Origin of the sequence: Colwellia psychrerythraea, from assembly GCF_000764185.1 — a bacterium.
GTDB classification, from domain to species: domain Bacteria; phylum Pseudomonadota; class Gammaproteobacteria; order Enterobacterales; family Alteromonadaceae; genus Colwellia; species Colwellia psychrerythraea_B.
Window position 1 is genome coordinate 436,641 of record NZ_JQEC01000011.1, and the last position, 17,840, is coordinate 454,480.

At 37.6% G+C, this 17,840-nt stretch carries 14 protein-coding genes, 1 tRNA gene and 1 pseudogene; 9 read left to right on the plus strand and 7 right to left on the minus strand.

Going from position 1 to position 17,840, the window contains the following annotated elements; translation table 11 throughout:
• The first annotated feature begins 249 nt into the window (after window positions 1-249).
• The 4 genes from GAB14E_RS16310 (at window position 250) to cydB (ending at window position 4,126) form a co-directional block, all read left to right on the plus strand.
• Window positions 250-807, plus strand: coding sequence for a phosphoribosyltransferase (locus GAB14E_RS16310; protein ID WP_033081348.1), 558 nt, complete (start codon window positions 250-252; stop codon window positions 805-807).
• 280 nt (window positions 808-1,087) lie between these two features.
• A complete protein-coding gene (locus GAB14E_RS16305) occupies window positions 1,088-1,627 on the plus strand; it encodes a GbsR/MarR family transcriptional regulator (RefSeq protein WP_033081349.1) in 540 nt (179 codons plus the stop codon).
• A gap of 131 nt (window positions 1,628-1,758) precedes the next feature.
• Window positions 1,759-3,135: a cytochrome ubiquinol oxidase subunit I gene (locus tag GAB14E_RS16300; RefSeq protein WP_033081350.1), complete on the plus strand. Its 1,377-nt coding sequence runs from the start codon at window positions 1,759-1,761 to the stop codon at window positions 3,133-3,135.
• Complete coding sequence (cydB, locus tag GAB14E_RS16295; RefSeq protein ID WP_033081351.1) at window positions 3,128-4,126, plus strand: cytochrome d ubiquinol oxidase subunit II; 999 nt, start codon at window positions 3,128-3,130, stop codon at window positions 4,124-4,126. The genes GAB14E_RS16300 and cydB overlap by 8 nt, the downstream gene beginning before the upstream one ends.
• Window positions 4,127-4,218: 92 nt before the next feature.
• Here cydB and GAB14E_RS16290 read toward each other — a convergent pair whose 3' ends face one another.
• The 5 genes and pseudogenes from GAB14E_RS16290 to GAB14E_RS25265 all read right to left on the minus strand — a co-directional run.
• Entirely contained in the window at window positions 4,219-4,692 is a 474-nt protein-coding gene (locus tag GAB14E_RS16290; RefSeq protein WP_033081352.1) for an FKBP-type peptidyl-prolyl cis-trans isomerase, read from the minus strand.
• Window positions 4,693-4,889: 197 nt separating this feature from the next.
• On the minus strand, window positions 4,890-5,846 hold the full coding sequence (locus GAB14E_RS16285) for a hypothetical protein (protein ID WP_033081353.1): 957 nt from the start codon (window positions 5,844-5,846) through the stop codon (window positions 4,890-4,892).
• Between the two features lie 65 nt (window positions 5,847-5,911).
• Window positions 5,912-6,634, minus strand: coding sequence for a hypothetical protein (locus GAB14E_RS16280; RefSeq protein WP_033081354.1), 723 nt, complete (start codon window positions 6,632-6,634; stop codon window positions 5,912-5,914).
• Window positions 6,627-7,196, minus strand: coding sequence for an RNA polymerase sigma factor (locus GAB14E_RS16275; protein ID WP_033081355.1), 570 nt, complete (start codon window positions 7,194-7,196; stop codon window positions 6,627-6,629). Before GAB14E_RS16275 ends, GAB14E_RS16280 begins: the two co-directional genes overlap by 8 nt.
• A gap of 309 nt (window positions 7,197-7,505) precedes the next feature.
• Window positions 7,506-7,731: pseudogene (locus GAB14E_RS25265) on the minus strand (zinc-dependent alcohol dehydrogenase); the annotation flags it as partial.
• A gap of 314 nt (window positions 7,732-8,045) precedes the next feature.
• Here GAB14E_RS25265 and GAB14E_RS16270 point away from each other — a divergent pair.
• Window positions 8,046-8,121, plus strand: a tRNA-Arg gene (locus GAB14E_RS16270).
• 292 nt (window positions 8,122-8,413) lie between these two features.
• Here the strand turns inward: GAB14E_RS16270 and GAB14E_RS24730 are convergent.
• Window positions 8,414-8,551, minus strand: coding sequence for a hypothetical protein (locus tag GAB14E_RS24730; RefSeq protein WP_156115667.1), 138 nt, complete (start codon window positions 8,549-8,551; stop codon window positions 8,414-8,416).
• Between the two features lie 125 nt (window positions 8,552-8,676).
• On the minus strand, window positions 8,677-11,025 hold the full coding sequence (locus tag GAB14E_RS16265) for a CHASE domain-containing protein (protein WP_033081356.1): 2,349 nt from the start codon (window positions 11,023-11,025) through the stop codon (window positions 8,677-8,679).
• 688 nt (window positions 11,026-11,713) lie between these two features.
• Here GAB14E_RS16265 and tkt point away from each other — a divergent pair.
• From tkt to fba, 4 genes are all read left to right on the plus strand, one after another.
• Window positions 11,714-13,702, plus strand: coding sequence for a transketolase (gene tkt / locus GAB14E_RS16260; protein WP_033081357.1), 1,989 nt, complete (start codon window positions 11,714-11,716; stop codon window positions 13,700-13,702).
• A 210-nt stretch (window positions 13,703-13,912) separates the two neighbouring features.
• The gene (gene epd / locus GAB14E_RS16255; RefSeq protein WP_033081358.1) at window positions 13,913-14,932 is read left to right on the plus strand and encodes an erythrose-4-phosphate dehydrogenase; all 1,020 of its coding nucleotides are present in this window, start codon (window positions 13,913-13,915) and stop codon (window positions 14,930-14,932) included.
• Between the two features lie 138 nt (window positions 14,933-15,070).
• Window positions 15,071-16,249 (plus strand): phosphoglycerate kinase, encoded by a 1,179-nt coding sequence (locus GAB14E_RS16250; RefSeq protein ID WP_033081359.1) that lies wholly within the window; start codon window positions 15,071-15,073, stop codon window positions 16,247-16,249.
• Window positions 16,250-16,714: 465 nt separating this feature from the next.
• Complete coding sequence (gene fba / locus GAB14E_RS16245; protein WP_033081360.1) at window positions 16,715-17,779, plus strand: class II fructose-bisphosphate aldolase; 1,065 nt, start codon at window positions 16,715-16,717, stop codon at window positions 17,777-17,779.
• Window positions 17,780-17,840: the final 61 nt, after the last annotated feature.

Here is a 17,840-nt window from a genome sequence, read left to right on the forward strand (position 1 = left end):
CGTAATAAGCGTCTTCTTATTGAATATTTTACACTATAAAGCTTAGAGTACACTCTAAGGTCAACTATTTTTTACTTATTTATTCAGGTCATAGAAATCTAGAAATACGGCTATTTATTGTCATTTTTAACAAAATAGTGCTTCATTGTTGCACTTTTATTGCATTTATAAATTCGCCAGCAGTACACTATTTTTTGTTGTCGGGTTATAATTAGCGCTTATCATTTTTTTAAAAAGGTTTCCTCGGCAATGGAAAAACGTTTTATTACCGCGCAAGAATTATTAGAAGATTCTTTTCGTGTAGCCTCTAAAGTTTTTGAAGATGGCTTTCGCCCGCAGTTTATCGTAGGCATTTGGCGTGGTGGTGCACCTATTGGTATCGCTGTGCAAGAGTACTTTGACTTTAAAGAAGTAGAAACGGATCATATTGCTGTTCGTACTTCATCTTATTACGGTATTAACCAGCAAAGTAAAGAAATCAAAGTACACGGTCTGCATTACATTATTGAAAATGCAAACGCTGATGATGGTTTATTAATTGTTGATGATGTTTTTGATTCTGGCCGTAGTATCGATGCCTTGATTAAGCAGTTGAAGCAGAACATGCGTAATAATATGCCACTAGATGTACGTGTTGCTTGCCCATGGTATAAACCACAAAATTCAAAAGTTGATTTTGCCCCTGATTATTACATTCATACTTCTGATGAATGGTTAGTTTTCCCACATGAATTATCGGGTTTAACTCCTGATGAAATCATCAATGGCAAAAAAGATTTAGTGAATATCCAAGATTTATTAGTGTAAATTTTATTTGTCTATCACTAAATAATGATTAAAAGCATGTCATCTGGACATGCTTTTTTTGTCCAAAAAACTGTATTAGACCGTACCCTCTTCAGTTACTTAAACCTTAGCTTAAGCTTTACTTAGCATTTCCTTGCAATACTTTGCCCAATTCACTTTTTCATTTCTATTATTTTCCCTTCACTCATGTCCGTAAGGTAAAAATAAAAACAATTAAACCTTGATCTATATCAATATAAGTTTAAACTTTCAGAAATTACTGAAACTTCAGAACATACAAATGATACTTACTTCAAAAATAGAATCCTTCGTTATGCATTGTGGCGAAATGGGCAGTCGTTGGGGCTTTAATCGCACCGTAGGTCAAATGTACGGCTTGTTGATTATTCATGAAGAAGCCCTAAGTGCGGTACAAATATCTGAAGCACTTAATATATCTCGTGGCAATGTCAGCATGGGCATTAAAGAGCTGCAATCTTGGCGTTTAGTACAGGTTCAACATAAACCTAAAGACAGAAAAGAGTATTACTCTCCTGCAGGCTCAATTTGGGAAATGGCCACGCGTGTATTTGAAGAGCGCCGTAAACGCGAAGTTGACCCTACCCTATCATTGCTACGCGATAATTTATTAGATGAGCCTGCTAATCAAAAAGAAGTGTTTGCTCAAAAGCAAATGAATGAAATTCATGACTTATTAGAAACCGTCACCCATTGGGCAGGTGAACTACAAAGCATGAGCCCAGATAACCTTAATACCCTGATGAAATTAGGTAGTGGTATTAGCAAGGTTATCAGCCTTAAAGATAAACTAATTAAATAATTATAAACGGTTAAGTGTCTGCTTAACCGTTTTTTATGTGTACTTAAAATAAATAAACTTATCAATTTACAATTATCAATTCACAGCCAGCCATTTACATTCCTGTAAGTAATAGGCTAACGGAGTCCATCATGCTTGAAACCTTAATGCTGTCACGCATTCAGTTTGCCGCTAATATCAGTTTTCATATTCTTTTCCCAACAATTACCATAGCGTTAAGTTGGTTTTTGTTTTTTTTCAAAGTGCGCTTCGATCTAACCGGCGATCCTGTGTGGATGCGCGCCTATCGATTTTGGGTGAAGATATTTGCCATCACCTTTGCCATAGGAGTAGTGACTGGCATTACTATGTCATTTCAGTTTGGTACTAACTGGCCAAAATTTATGGAAACTGTCGGTAATATTGCCGGCCCCTTATTGGGTTATGAAGTACTTACCGCTTTTTTTCTAGAAGCAGGTTTTCTCGGTATTATGTTGTTTGGCATAAAACGGGTTTCCGCTAGGGTACATACCTTATCGACCCTTATTGTTGCCATAGGTACAACGTTGTCTGCCTTTTGGATTTTGGCCTTGAACTCATGGATGCATACTCCACAAGGTCATGAAATGCGAGATGGCGTTGCTTTTCCGGTAGATTGGTTAGCTATTATTTTTAATCCGTCATTCCCATATCGTTTGTCACATATGGTTATTGCCTCAGGCTTAACTGCCGCGTTTTTAGTAGCTGGCATCAGTGCTTATAGGCTACTTAAAGGCGATGATAAACAAGCACCTAAACTCACCCTGAAAATAGCGTTATCTGTGGCAATGTTTTTAACACCCGTGCAAATTTTTCTGGGTGATATGCACGGTTTAAATACCTTAGAGCATCAGCCACAAAAAATCGCTGCCATGGAAGGTATTTGGCATACCGAAAAAGGTGCGCCGCTACTACTTTTCGCTATTCCTGATGAGAAACAAAGAACTAATCATTTTGAATTAGCGATACCCAAAATGGCCAGCTTCATTTTAACCCATGATCTTGATGGAGAAATAAAAGGTTTAAACGAATTTGAAGGTAATCATCCTCCGGTAGCACCTGTATTTTATGCTTTTCGTATTATGGTTGGTATGGGCATGTTGATGTTACTTATTTCTTGGGTTAGTCGCATTCAGTTGCTACGAAATAAACCCTTGCCGGGCTGGTTATTAAAAGCACTTGTAGCCATGAGCTTTTCTGGCTGGATCGCCACATTAGCCGGCTGGTATGTAACTGAAATAGGACGTCAACCTTGGTTAGTTACCGGTATTTTAACCGTAGAGGATGCCGCTACTGATATAGCCGTAGGCAATGTTGGTTTATCATTAGTTATGTATCTCATTTTATATGTGGTGATAATGACCGCCTATTTGCACACCATATTTACCATGGCAAACCGTGCTGTAGAAATTGAAGAAATCACCGATGATGAAAAAGTAAAACCGGTAATTAATACGCCGATAATACCTAAGGAGAGTAATCATGTTTGAAGCTAATTCTTTGGCAGTAATATTTGTTGGCTTGATGGGGCTTTCCATCTTGTTATACGCCATTTTAGATGGCTTTGATTTAGGTGTAGGTATATTGCTACCGTTATCACAAAAAGATGATAGCGATACAATGATTGCCTCAATAGGCCCTTTTTGGGATGCCAATGAAACCTGGCTGGTTTTAGCTATTGGCTTGTTATTAATTGCTTTTCCAGCAGCTCATAGCTACATTTTTAAAGAGCTATATTTACCAACTGCGGTTTTATTAATTAGTTTGGTATTACGCGGCGTGGCTTTTGATTTTAGAGCCAAAGCAGCATTTAGCCACAAACCTACATGGAACAAGGTATTTAAAGGCGGTTCATTGCTCGCCGCCATGAGCCAAGGTTATATGTTAGGCATGTATGTAATGAGCTTTGAAAACACTTTAGTAGCTTATGCCTTTAGTTTACTCAGCGCCTTGGGTGTAGCTGCCGCTTATGCTTACATTGGTGCATGTTGGCTTATTATGAAAACAGAAGGTGCTTTACAAGTTCAAGCGGTAGGTTGGGCAAAAAAGGCCGGAATTATTTGTTTTATTGGGGTGCTTGCTGTTTCTGCGGTAAACCCTTTAATTAACCCTGATGTATTTGCTAAATGGTTTGCTTGGCCCACGACCCTATACATATTACCTTTACCAATAATCTGTTTTGCCTTATTTGTTTATAGCCAAATGCAGTTGAAACTTTTACCTGCAGTAAATGATAAAGGCTGCTGGCGACCTTTTGTTTGCGCGGTAATAATTTTTACCCTGTGTTTCTTTGGTTTAGCCTTTAGCTTTTTCCCGTACATTGTGCCAGGTAAATTAACTATTTGGGAAACAGCATCAGCACCTGAATCGTTAAGCTTTCTATTATGGGGAGTGATCATAGTCGTTCCTGTGATATTCAGCTATACCGTTTTCTCGTATCGGGTATTCTGGGGTAAGGTACAAGAGTTGAGGTATCATTAACTAAGATAACGAAGCGACCTAATTAGAGAAAAAAAGCCCGTTTAGTTAGACTAAACGGGCTTTAATTAAGACTGTTTTTATAACAAATTTACTTAGTTTATCGCCAGTAACTCAACATCAAAAATTAATAATGCACCTGGACCTATTTTACCTGCTGGCCTATTACCGTAACCTAAACTTGATGGGATATAAAAACGAACATTATCGCCAACAACCATCAACTGAACACCTTCTGTCCAACCTTTAATGACTTGATTTAAACCAAAGCTAATTGGTTCCCCTCGATCTACTGAGCTATCAAATACAGTGCCATCAAGTAATGTACCATGGTAATGTACTTTAACTTTTGACAATGCACTTGGGTGCTCGCTACCGTTGCCTTGAGTCAAAATTTTATATTGTAAGTCTGAAGCGGTTTCTATTACCCCTTCTGCCTTTTTATTACTTTCTAAAAACTCATTGCCCAGTTTTATATTGATTTTGGCTGCTGCTTTATTGCCATTTTGTCGCACGATGAAGAAGACAAAAAGTCCGATAACTATGGCCAGCAATATAAATTTACTCATTGAATAACACCCTTAATAATTTGCCTACTTGAAAAAATGCATATTACTTAATTGCATACTTACATGCTAGCACTAAGTATTTAAGGCAATAAAAAAACCATCGGTAGCAGATAAGTTAACCTGTTACCGATGGTTTTTTATAATTCAGCCTCAGTTAAATAAGGAGGGCATAAGAGTGATGGTTAAAAGTCGTAGTATTAGAACTGATATTGCTCTGCCTTGGTTAATAGTTTTTTAGCTGTAAGTTTACTGTTAGCACAGGCGTTAATATCTTTTTTATTAAACACCAGTATTTGATCTTTGTAACCGCGGCTCTGTTTTTTTCCTGCGCCTTTAATTATCAAGCTGACATGTTCTTGACTTGGAATAGCCCTTAAGCCATTACCGTATAAACATAACGTTTCCACTAAAGCATTATTAACTGCACTGAAGTGTGCCGTTCTTGCGTTACTTTGAGCAACTTTCTGTTGCTCTCGCTGCTTATTTAATACTGCAACTTTTTTATCAAGGGAGGCTTTATTTTTACTTAAAGAGGCGCGTTCAACATCAAGTACTTTCAACTCTGCACTTAATTGCTTTTTAGCGTCTTTCTCCGCGCGCTGTAATTGGTATTCAATATCTTTACGTTGCCTAGCAATATCACGCATTTCATAAACAATTTCACGTTCCTCACTACGAAGCTCTCGAGCCCCTTCACGTTGTTGTTCAAATACCTCTATCACTCGTTCAAACTCATCATCATGATCTGAAAACTCAATAACAAAGTCGTCATTATCCGAGGTAACAACTCTCTCCCCTTTTGGTGCAACAGGAGGCATTCGAGATACCGGAGCTATCGGCGCTACCATTTGAAAAAATTGACGATGCGAAGAGCCGCCATGAGCCGAATTGACGGTAAAAATAGCACCTTGTCCTTGCAGATAAACACTATCTATTGAGCGAATCAAAGGCTGGCGTGAATTCTGTGGCGCTTTTGCCGATGACAACATGATGTCATTCATGATATTTAATTGTTTAGACAAGTTATCGTAGTTTTTATCGGCGCCTTGAGCACTAAACGCTAATAATAATGCTGAACCTATTAGTGCAACTTTCGTTTTCGCATAAGTTTTTAGTGTATTTGGTTTTATTGATACACTTGTTAATTTCATCATAAGTTTCCCCTTACTGGATAGTTCTGGTATTTAATTGATTTGCACATAATTATCTTATTAACAACTTAGCCTTGGTAATTTGTGGGCTTAGCCGAGTTTTTATTTATATTGCTACTTTGTTCTAGACCAATCTTTTGAAAACTAATTTCACGTTCAAGTTGCTGAAATTTAATTTTCTGTGTTAACTGTTCATCCTCACGCTGGGCATTAATAAAATTAATAAAGTCACTGATATCTTCTTTACGCTCTTTTCTCGAAGCGCCAATCACATAACTTGCTAAAGCCAGATTATTACTTTGTTGTTGCGTACTAATATCTGCTCGATAATTAGCTAACATTACTTGCTGTTCGGCAGCAAACTCTCGTAATTTAATATTTATTAAGGCTTCGATGTCAGCGTTGCTTTTACTTGTTGACTGATCTGATGATTGACTGGCTAACTGAATAGCTACTTTTTGTTGAACTTGTTGATCAATTAACGCCGTTACTTTTAGGTTGATTGCCTGTTGATCTAGTGTTTGTTCTTGCATAAAAGCCATAACAACCGTGATAGCAAATGCTGAGCACGCCATTGATAAAGCAGGAACACCAAACCACATACCCCAGTTAATGGATTTTCTAACGGTATTTTTTTTGTCCGCTTCAAAATGTTGTTCAAATGCTTGTGCTCGGTGCCATTCAGGCACCTCATGCTCGACTTCAAAACTTGCTTGATGGGCAATGTTTTCGCTAAATAATGCTCTATCATGCTCACCCATCCGAGCCTTAACTGATTTTGACTCAGACATACTCCACCTCTACCTTACTGATTGGATCATCTGCTAACTGCAGTTTTAATTTATCTAATGCACTGTATAATTGTGACTTTGCCGTATTCGTTGAGATGCCAAGCTGCTGACTGATATCTTCAAAAGTGCACTGCTGAAAAAACTTTAATTCCACCACCAATTTTTGCTTTACTGGTAAATGCTGCATTGCCTGTAATAACGCACTACTTTGTTGTTTTAAAAACAACTCTTTTTCTAGGCATAACGCTTGCTCATCTTCTTGTTCTGGTACATCATTAATTGATTGCATAGGCCGCTTACGTCGATAAAATTCAAGACAGCGATAATGGGCAATCCTGAAGAGCCAATTTTTAAAGGGACATTCGCCTCTAAATTTTGATAAATTTCGAAATAACGCAATAAAAATATCTTGCATTAAGTCCATGGCATCAGCCGGGTTATTCACCATACGTAAAGCGTAGTTATAGAGATTTTTCTCATAACGTTTTACCAGTGTTAACCAGGCAGATTTTTTACCTTTTAGCGCTTGCGCTATGAGCGTTTCATCGCTTCTTTCAAACACAAAGGCTCCTATTTATATTTTTTATTAACATTTTACTTAAGTCTTACTCACTAATATAAGCGGTATTGTTATTTGGTTAATTATAAAGTAGCGCGGTTAGGTAAAATAGTTTGGAATTAATTGAATTAAAATTTATCAGAGCTAATAGGGATGATATTAAGGTATTACTCACTAAAACAATTCAGAAAAAGTTATAGTTTAATCAATTACATACAAAGAACCCTTATCTAAAAATAGCAGTAAAGGGCTTTAACATTATTATTAAGTATCTGGCATAAGCTAAACATTAGTTAGACATTAGCCAAAAAACTACATCTTCAACAACACACGATCTGTGATATCACCGTTAAGAAAATCGTCGAATATCTCATTGATATCTTCAAGATACTTTTCAATGGTAATGGTCTTAACTTTCCGCGGCTGGCAAAATCTAAGCACTCCACTAAATCTTTACGTGTGCCAACAATGGAGCCAATAACACTGACACCATTTAAAACAGTATCAAAATGGGTAAAGGCAAATATTCAGCAGACATGAATTTTAACTAATACTTCTCGACTAGCTATTGATGGCTTGTCCAGCTGTCTAATTTCAAGTTTCCCTTTAAATTGACATTAACGGCTGCTTTCATAGATGAACTCCCTTTCAATACTGATGCTTAGTAAATAATGCATTGTTAAATGCTTGTTTAATAAAACAACGGCATAGGTCAATAAAGGAGCAGAAAATGAAAGTCACTTTCGATATACCTTGGTTTAAAGAGATTATGTGAAGAAAAGCAAAATAAATAGAATAAAAACATTAACAAACAAGGAGAAATATGAGTAAAATAGTAACCGTCATTGCAATGTCTCTATAGTTTAACTGGATAAAACTGCGGCCTCCTAAGCCGCTGCTCTGGGTTCGAGTCCCGGTGGAGACGCCAGCAGAAGTTCCCCTCCCCCTAAAGTTATTTGAACAATCTATTTAACCTAATCTCTGGATAATGAGTGCTTGATGTCTAAGTAAAAATAGCAATTACGACTATTACAAAAGAAACTTATCGGATTAAATAGTGATATACGCTATCAATGTTTCAATTTATGCGATTATCAAGAAAAAATGTTTATGAATAACAGGTTATTTACTAAAGCGGTAAAAAGAAAAAACCCCAGCACTGATATAAATTCAGCAGTGGAGTTTCAATTTTCCATAACAATTAAATGATTGCCTTGTAGCTATTCCTCTAATTGCGATATCTCTACATCCATGTCATCAGCGACTGAGTTACCACTCAGTATTGCACCAACAGCCATGATTAATACGGCAAAAATCACGGTCGTTAGTTTAAATCCTCGCGAGGATGAATTATTCATTGTTTTACCTTTGTCACTGCCTGCTCGATTTATTATTTATTTGTACTATTTATGAACAGGTGCCAAGACACTAAACCATTAACTTTTTCTTTACAAGTAATTTTTTAGTGAAATAACAAAACAATTTAACTAAGTATATCAAATGTTAAGCCTTGCTGTTGCTCTTGCTCTTCGATTGATGAAACACTTACTCTTATTGAAGCACTTAATACACCAGCGCCAGAGCTTAACGTTGTGAAACTGGTATCACCTTTCAACAACTGACTGTACTTATTTGCCATGGCCATTGATGTGCTATTGGTTGATACATGATCATTATTTTGCAGCTCAATGGTGGCACTAGTATCATTCATTAATGTGCTACTTTGAGCTGATAGCGTAAAAAACAAACTCGCATCAACTAATTTATGGGTATGCAATTTAATAGATAACCGCAAGGCATCAGTTTTCAATAAATGATGTGCACTTTCAAGCAAGGCATTGAGTAGTTTTTGTATATAAAGCTCATCACTGTTGAGGTAATGCGGTACACTCTCATCAATAAGAAAGAAAATTGATTTACCTTCATATGCATTGCTTGCTTTAAGTACAGACTCAGTTCGCTGTAAAAAACCATAGAAATCAAAACAATCTGCTTTAGCGATAATTTTTCCTGATTCAATATCAGATAAATCCATCATGGTATCTAACAAAAGCGCTACATTACTGCCCGCGTGACTTATCCCGGTTATTTCTTTGTTATTGATACCTTTTTTCTTCAATTGCTCAACATGTGCTTTTATCGCCAACAATGGCAAACGCAACTCTTTGTTTAAAGTCTGTAAAAATTGACTTTTAGCTGAACTTTTTTGCTCTGAACTTTCTTTGGATAAAATAAGTGCTCTGGTCTTTATGTTTACTTGCTGCCCCAGCTCACTTGAGTAGGCCGCCATCATCAAAACCAGCATTTGGAATAATACTGCGCCAAGTGTGCCACCAACAAGTACCGCCCATGCTTGCCAGCTTTTAGCCTGACTAAACCAAGGTTGCTTTTCAGCTATACTGATCTGCCATAATCGAGAATACACCTCAATAATAATAGTCTCAGAATAACGATTAGCCGTAGGTGGAGCCTGACCAAATAATGTAAAAGGTTCATTATTGGAGACATCTTGAATAAAGAAATTTACCTCTTGTTCTTTTTTTTCGGCTAGTCTCTGAAAGAAATGTTCAAATTGCACCACTGCCATCACAAAGCCCAGTAATTTATCTTTTTTAATCAGCGATATTTTCTTTTGCCCAGAACTATTAATGAACTTATTGCTGCCTCGTGTGAGAAAAGTTGCATGACTAAATAACATAGCGGGCTTAGCCTGTTCATCTTGTACTAAAGTGATTGGTGCGCTGGCAGTTACCCCCTTACTATTAGCAACTTTCTGCATAGACAATACATGCTTGGGGTTGCTATAAACATCTAAACCTAATGCGGCCTGATTACCATGTCGTGGGTATATATAGTATAAGGGGGCATATTGGTTTCGAGCTTCTGCCAATGCTATTGCCCCATTAGCTCGTCGCTCTTTAATTTGAAAGTCTTGTCGCAGTATTTTTGAACTTTGTTGTTCAAAGCTTTTTCGTTGGGCGAAAGGTATTATCGGCGCCCACTCTAACGCCCTGACACTAGTGCCTTGTTTAAAGACACTTTCACTAAACACGTTAAACTCCGCTAACGACACATAATCACTGGCTTTAAAAAAAGCCGAAAGGCTATTAACTTGCTCAGCTACACCGTCAACTTCAGCGATGAGCAAACGTTCAATTTCCATTTTAGATTGTTTAAAAAGCGCTTCTCTGTAGCTCTGTTGTTCATACTGAGAAGTTTTAAACAATAACAAAATAGCCATACTTCCTAAAACAGAGGTCAAACCAACAAAAAGTCGCTTAGTTAATTTGAGCTGTTCAGCATTTCTAGCCAGTAACAACAAGGGGATAAAAAATACCGCCACCAGCATACTCGCCGACCAAGTGTTAACAAAGGTATAAAAAAAAGTCCCCTGAATTACCTGATTATCCAGCATGGCTATAACCAATACTGAACTAGCAGATACTAAACTAGCAATGGGTCCTATACGAAGTAAGAAGAAGAATAAATGTTTTCTTGAGGTTAACCACTTTTTATAATGTATAAAGCGAAAGACAAGCTGCTTAGTCCAGAAGCCTTGTAATAGAATGGCCAGTAAGGCAATAACCATCACCGCTAAATTGGCATCTAACTGAAAGTAATAACCAAGAATGAATGCTGATATTGGGCTAATGACCAAAATGGCAATAAGCGGCGTAATTCCCCAAATAAGCAACAAGCCACTAAACAACGCCGCAGCAGGACCAACAAAATTGACTAACGATTGTGGATTGATCATCCAAGTCGCGCCAAAGGTAACCATGAGAAATAAAATGGCAGAAATTAAAAAACGCGTTAAGTAAAGTTGAATCATAGAGTTTTATTCAAGATATACAGAGTTAATCCGTTAATAAAGTGTAAATATTTACGTAAGCTTTTAACCGATACTAGCATTATACCCATGTTATACCAATTCCATAAAATTATTGCCCACTTGTGCTGGCTCAAATATTCCAAGTCAGCGTTGCTCTCAATCACAATAGCCAGCTATTGCTCAATCAAGCGCCTTGCCCTGATTTATTTTCTCTACGCCCAACAAGATCACAAACTTAATGGCAATGGTATTACTTGAAAACGCAGGGCTCAGCAAGAATTAGAAACACACTTTTGGGCAATAGATTGATTGAATAGATAGTTATTCAGGAGATCCTGCCCTCCCTTCCCTAAATTTAAAAGAGGTGCCTTGAACATGAACCGCTCAGACATCCTAAAATACTAAATTCTGCGTTAAATTGACTTGCAATATACCAGTTGTTGACGCGTAAATTTGCTTTGAATTAAGAGAAAATATCAAGCCATAAGCAACAAAAAAGACTTTAGTCTTTTAATTTCAACATATTAACTATCGCTTAAGCCGAGTTCAGGTTAAATATTATCCGAATAATTAAATATGATATAAAATAATATAAAAAATTGCATAATATAATTTGCGCTACGTGCTTTGGTAAGCGAAAATACGCGCAATTTTTATTCTTTCAAGACTATAAGATCTGGAGCTATATATGTCATCGCGTCAAGAGCTAGCAAATGCTATCCGTGTATTAAGTATGGATGCCGTACAAAAAGCAAAATCAGGACACCCTGGTGCCCCTATGGGTATGGCAGATATTGCCGAAGTATTATGGCGTGATTTTTTAAAGCACAATCCAAACGACCCTAACTGGGCTGACCGTGATCGCTTTATATTGTCAAACGGCCATGGCTCAATGCTTATTTATTCTTTATTGCATTTGTCAGGTTACGATTTATCTATTGATGATTTAAAAAGCTTCCGTCAATTACACTCTAAAACTCCAGGTCATCCAGAATATGGTTATACCCCAGGTGTTGAAACAACTACTGGCCCATTAGGCGCAGGTATTGCCAATGCTGTTGGTATGGCTATAGCAGAAAAGACTTTAGCTGCACAATTCAATCGTGCAGCCCATAACATTGTTGACCATTTCACATATTGCTTCTTGGGCGATGGCTGTTTAATGGAAGGTATCTCTCATGAGTCTTGTTCACTTGCCGGTACTTTAGGTTTAGGAAAGCTAATTGCTTTTTGGGATGACAACGGCATTTCAATTGATGGTGAAGTTGAAGGTTGGTTTACCGACAATACTCCTGCACGTTTCGAAGCATACGGTTGGCATGTTATTTGTGTTGATGGTCATGACGCTCAAGCAATTACTCACGCTATTGAAGCCGCTAAACTAGTCACTGACAAGCCTAGCATGATTTGTTGTAAAACTATCATCGGTTTTGGTTCACCAAATAAATCAGGCACACATAATTGTCACGGCGCGCCATTAGGTGACGAAGAAATTGCCGCGACACGTGAATTTTTAAACTGGGAACATGCACCTTTTGATATTCCAAGTGATGTATATTCACAATGGGATAGAAAAGAGAAAGGTCAAGCGAGCCAAGTTAACTGGACTGAAAAATTTGCCGCTTACCAAGCAGCATATCCAGAGTTAGCAAGCGAATATGAACGTCGTGTAATTAAAGGTGAATTACCTGCTGAATTTGAAGCAAAAGCTAACGCTTTTATTCAACAGTGTCACGAAAGTAGTGAGAACATTGCTTCACGTAAAGCATCACAAAATGCTATTGAAGCCTTTGGTGCGGTACTACCAGAAATGTTAGGTGGCTCAGCCGATTTAGCTGGCTCTAACTTAACATTATGGTCAGGCTCTAAAGGTATTGAAACAGATCCTGCCGGTAACTACATCTTCTACGGTGTACGTGAATTTGGTATGAGCAGCATCATGAACGGTATTTCCCTGCATGGCGGTTTTGTAAACTATGGCGCTACTTTCATGATGTTTATGGAATATGCACGTAATGCGGTACGTATGTCAGCATTAATGGGTATCCAAAATATTTTTGTATATACCCATGATTCAATTGGTCAAGGTGAAGATGGTCCAACGCATCAACCTATTGAGCAATTAACTAACTTAAGAACTACGCCTAACTTAACAACATGGCGCCCATGTGATGCAACTGAATCTGCTGTTGCTTGGAAAGCTGCGGTGCAAAGTCAAAAAGCGCCAACGGCATTGATTTTCTCACGTCAAGGTTTACCGGCAATGACTCGTACTCAAACGCAAGTTAGTGCTATTGAAAAAGGTGCTTATGTACTTGTAGATTGTGCAGGAACTCCTGATGTTATTTTAATGGCAACAGGCTCTGAAGTTTCTCTAGCAGTTAATGCTGCCACAGCCTTAACTGAGCAAGGTAGCAAAGTACGTGTTGTTTCTATGCCATCAACCAATGTATTTGATAAGCAAAGTAAAGAATACAAAGAGTCTATTTTACCAATGAATGTTACTAAACGTGTTGCGATAGAAGCTGCTCACGTTGATTTTTGGTCTAAATATGTTGGTCTAGCTGGCGCTGTTGTTGGTATGACAACATTTGGTGAGTCAGCTCCAGGTAATGTGTTACTTGAACACTTTGGTTTCACTGTAGATAACGTTGTAAATACAGTAAACCAGCTATAAATAACTAAAATATATCCAAGCAACATGAAGCATGAGTTTCAAGTCACTTAGGTATAAGTAAATATACCAGCCATGAGTATTTAACATTACTTATGGCTGGTACTTATAATCAATACCTCTAAATAGTTACCACATAAACTAGCGTTTCATTACCACTAAGTTACCGTTTAGGTTATCGTATAAACTCATCAGTAAAAATGTAGTAAAATTATGACAATCAGAATTGCCATCAATGGCTTTGGCCGTATCGGTCGCAGCGTAGTTAGAGCGCTATATGAAAATGGCAAAACAGACTTATTCACCCTAGTTTCAATTAATGAATTAGCTCCTTCTTCTGGCATAGCCCACCTATTAAAATATGATAGTACTCATGGTCGATTTCCTTTTGATGTCAGCCAAACCGACAATCAATTACTTATAGATGGCGATGAAATAGCCTTAACCCATATTGCCAATTTAAATAGCTTACCTTGGCAACAGCAAGATATAGATATAGTACTTGATTGTACGGGTAAATATGGCAGTCAAGCCGATGGTTTGAGCCATATTAATCGAGGTGCTAAAAAAGTATTATTCTCTCACCCAGGCAGCCAAGACATTGATGCCACCATAATTTATGGCATCAATCATCAAACATTAAGTTCAGATCATCGTATTGTTTCTAATGGCTCTTGTACTACTAACTGTATAGTGCCAGTGATTAAGGTTATTGATGAAGCATTTGGCGTAGAAAGTGGCAGTGTAACTACGATTCATTCATCAATGCATGATCAGCAAGTTATTGATGCTTATCATAAAGACTTACGCCTATCTCGTGCTGCTAGTCAATCAATTATACCTGTAGATACAAAGCTTGCCGCCGGTATTGAACGGATATTACCAAAATTTAAAGGTCGCTTTGAAGCTATCGCGGTACGTGTGCCTACAATCAATGTCACCGCCATGGATTTAACTTTAATAGTCAATAATGATGCCAGCATTAGTGATATCAACCAAGTTATACAAGCAGCAACTAAAGTTCATAACTTAATAGGTGTGCTCGATTATACCGAAGAGCCTTTGGTTTCGGTCGATTTTAACCACGATTCTCATTCTTGCATCGTAGATGGTAGCCAAACACGTGTTAGCCATAAACGTTTAATTAAAATGCTTATTTGGTGTGACAATGAATGGGGCTTTGCTAATCGCATGTTAGATACTGCGCAGGCAATGTTTCAGGCGAAAAACTAAAAAGAATTAAGATTAAAAACAGCTTTATATAAAGTATTTAAAAGCTACATTATCAAATATTACTTTTAAGCAATATTTTAAACCATATTTTAAACAATATTGAACATAATTCACTGACAGTGAAAACAGGAGACAACGATGTCTATTATCAAAATGGCTGATCTAACATTAGCTAACCAGCGCGTATTGATTCGTGAAGATTTAAATGTACCGATAGCCGATGGTAAAATCACTTCAGATGCACGTTTACGTGCCGCATTACCAACCTTAAAACGTGCCCTAGAAGCTGGTGCTAAAGTAATGGTTATGTCTCACTTAGGTCGTCCAACTGAAGGTCAGCCTGAAGAAGAGTTTTCACTTAAGCCAGTCACCGATTATTTAAGCGCAGCTTTAAACTATCCTGTTCGCTTAGTAACAGACTATTTAGACGGTGTTGAAGTAGCTAGTGGCGAACTAGTCGTTTTTGAAAACATTCGCTTTAATGTTGGCGAAAAGAAAAATGATGATGGTTTAGCTAAAAGATTAGCTGCTTTATGTGATGTATTTGTCATGGACGCTTTTGGTACTGCTCATCGCGCCCAAGCAAGTACTCATGGCGTAGCAAAATTTGCTGCTACCGCTTGTGCTGGTCCATTGCTTTCTGGTGAACTAGAAGCATTAGGTAAAGCGTTAGACAACCCAGCTAGACCACTAGTTGCAATTGTTGGTGGCTCAAAAGTATCAACTAAATTAACTGTACTTGACTCCTTAGCCGGAATAGTTGACCAACTTGTAGTTGGTGGTGGTATTGCCAACACCTTTATTGCCGCCGAAGGTCACAATGTCGGCAAGTCATTATATGAAGCGGACTTGGTTGCAGAAGCAACGCGTTTAACTAAAGAAGCACAAGCCAATAATGGTAGTATCCCTGTGCCTACTGATGTTGTTGTTGCTACTGAATTTTCACCAACAGCATCAGCTTCATTAAAACCTGTTAATGAAGTTAATAGCGACGAAATGATTTTTGATATCGGCCCAGAAACAGCAAAAGCATTAACTGAAATTATCGCTAACGCCGGCACCATTGTTTGGAATGGTCCTGTGGGCGTATTTGAGTTTGATCAGTTCGGTGAAGGTACTAAAGTAATAGCGCAAGCCATTGCTGATAGTTCAGCTTTTTCTATTGCTGGTGGTGGTGATACGTTAGCCGCTGTTGATAAATATGATATTGCCGATAAAATCTCTTATATTTCCACTGGTGGTGGTGCTTTCTTAGAGTTCTTAGAAGGCAAAAAATTACCTGCTGTTGAAATATTAGAGCAACGCGCAAAAGCATAATATTTTTTATTACTAAGCGCACTTAGTGATAGTACTTTCTAACAGTTAATAATAAAAATATAAACGAGCACCTAATTTCAGGTACTCGTTTTTTTATGTCCAAAGTAAAATTAAATTAAGGATTTAAAAGTAAAACAAAAGAAAACAGCAAGAGAAACGAAAGCTGAAAAAGTAAAAGTACACGCAAACGAAACAAATTCAAAATAAAAACGAAACACAAACGAAACATCCTGTTATACTAGTGTTGTAAACTTACAATCATTAACTTGATAAATGTACTAAAACAGCCTGAGATACAAAATAATATTGTAATATTCGTACAAAATACAGCTTTCATAACTATTACCGCTAAAAAGACAACTTTACTAAATTTATTCTGTAAGATAAGCGGTCTCTTTGCTATAATTCTGTTATCAAAATAAAAACTTTCAACCTCAGTAACAAAACTTATCTAGGAGTAAGTAAATGGCTTTAATTTCAATGCGCCAAATGCTCGATCATGCAGCAGAATTTGAATACGGTATTCCAGCATTTAACGTCAATAATTTAGAGCAAGTACGTGCAATTATGCTTGCGGCTAGTGATACTGATAGCCCTGTTATTATGCAAGCATCAGCTGGTGCTAGAAAATACGCTGGCGCGCCTTTCTTGCGCCATTTAATTCTAGCTGCTATTGAAGAATTTCCACATATCCCAGTGGTAATGCATCAAGATCACGGTACTTCTCCTACTATTTGTCAACGCTCTATCCAATTAGGTTTTTCATCAGTAATGATGGATGGCTCTTTAATGGATGATGGTAAAACACCAAGTAGTTATGAATACAATGTTGATGTTACTCGTCGCACTGTTGAAATGGCGCACGCTTGTGGTGTTTCAGTAGAAGGCGAATTAGGTTGTTTAGGCTCGCTTGAAACAGGTATGGCCGGTGAAGAAGACGGTGTTGGCGCTGAAGGAGTATTAACAAAAGATCAAATGTTAACAGACCCTGAAGAAGCTGCTGATTTTGTTAATAAAACCCAAGTTGATGCACTTGCCATAGCTTGTGGTACTTCTCATGGTGCTTATAAGTTTACTCGTCCACCAACAGACGATATCTTAGCCATTGACCGTATTAAAGCGATTCACCAACGTATCCCACAAACTCACTTAGTAATGCACGGCTCTTCATCAGTTCCACAAGAATGGTTAGCTGTTATTAACGAATTTGGCGGTAAGATTCCTGAAACTTATGGTGTACCTGTTGAGCAAATTCAACAAGGCATTAAACATGGTGTTCGTAAAATCAATATAGATACTGATTTACGTCTTGCTGCTACCGGCGCTGTTCGTCGCTTTTTAGCGCAGAACCCAAGTGAATTTGATCCACGTAAATTTTTACAAGTATCAACTAATGCAATGTACGATATTTGTAAAGCGCGTTATGAATCTTTCAATACTGTTGGTAATGCTAGTAAAATCAAGCCAATAAGCCTTGACAACATGTTTGACCGTTACCAAAGTGGTGAGTTAAAAGCTATCATTAAGTAATACGACTAGTACAAAGTAGTTACAGAAAAAGGGCTTCGGCCCTTTTTTTATGCTCGAAAAA

Coding starts and splice junctions, on each gene's coding strand:
- epd (WP_033081358.1), top strand. CDS start 13,913: ATGACAATCAGAATTGCCATCAATGGCTTTGGCCGTATCGGTCGCAGC.
- fba (WP_033081360.1), top strand. CDS start 16,715: ATGGCTTTAATTTCAATGCGCCAAATGCTCGATCATGCAGCAGAATTT.
- GAB14E_RS16265 (WP_033081356.1), bottom strand. CDS start 11,025: ATGATTCAACTTTACTTAACGCGTTTTTTAATTTCTGCCATTTTATTT.
- GAB14E_RS16305 (WP_033081349.1), top strand. CDS start 1,088: ATGATACTTACTTCAAAAATAGAATCCTTCGTTATGCATTGTGGCGAA.
- GAB14E_RS16290 (WP_033081352.1), bottom strand. CDS start 4,692: ATGAGTAAATTTATATTGCTGGCCATAGTTATCGGACTTTTTGTCTTC.
- GAB14E_RS16310 (WP_033081348.1), top strand. CDS start 250: ATGGAAAAACGTTTTATTACCGCGCAAGAATTATTAGAAGATTCTTTT.
- GAB14E_RS24730 (WP_156115667.1), bottom strand. CDS start 8,551: ATGAATAATTCATCCTCGCGAGGATTTAAACTAACGACCGTGATTTTT.
- GAB14E_RS16280 (WP_033081354.1), bottom strand. CDS start 6,634: ATGTCTGAGTCAAAATCAGTTAAGGCTCGGATGGGTGAGCATGATAGA.
- GAB14E_RS16300 (WP_033081350.1), top strand. CDS start 1,759: ATGCTTGAAACCTTAATGCTGTCACGCATTCAGTTTGCCGCTAATATC.
- tkt (WP_033081357.1), top strand. CDS start 11,714: ATGTCATCGCGTCAAGAGCTAGCAAATGCTATCCGTGTATTAAGTATG.
- GAB14E_RS16285 (WP_033081353.1), bottom strand. CDS start 5,846: ATGATGAAATTAACAAGTGTATCAATAAAACCAAATACACTAAAAACT.
- GAB14E_RS16250 (WP_033081359.1), top strand. CDS start 15,071: ATGTCTATTATCAAAATGGCTGATCTAACATTAGCTAACCAGCGCGTA.
- cydB (WP_033081351.1), top strand. CDS start 3,128: ATGTTTGAAGCTAATTCTTTGGCAGTAATATTTGTTGGCTTGATGGGG.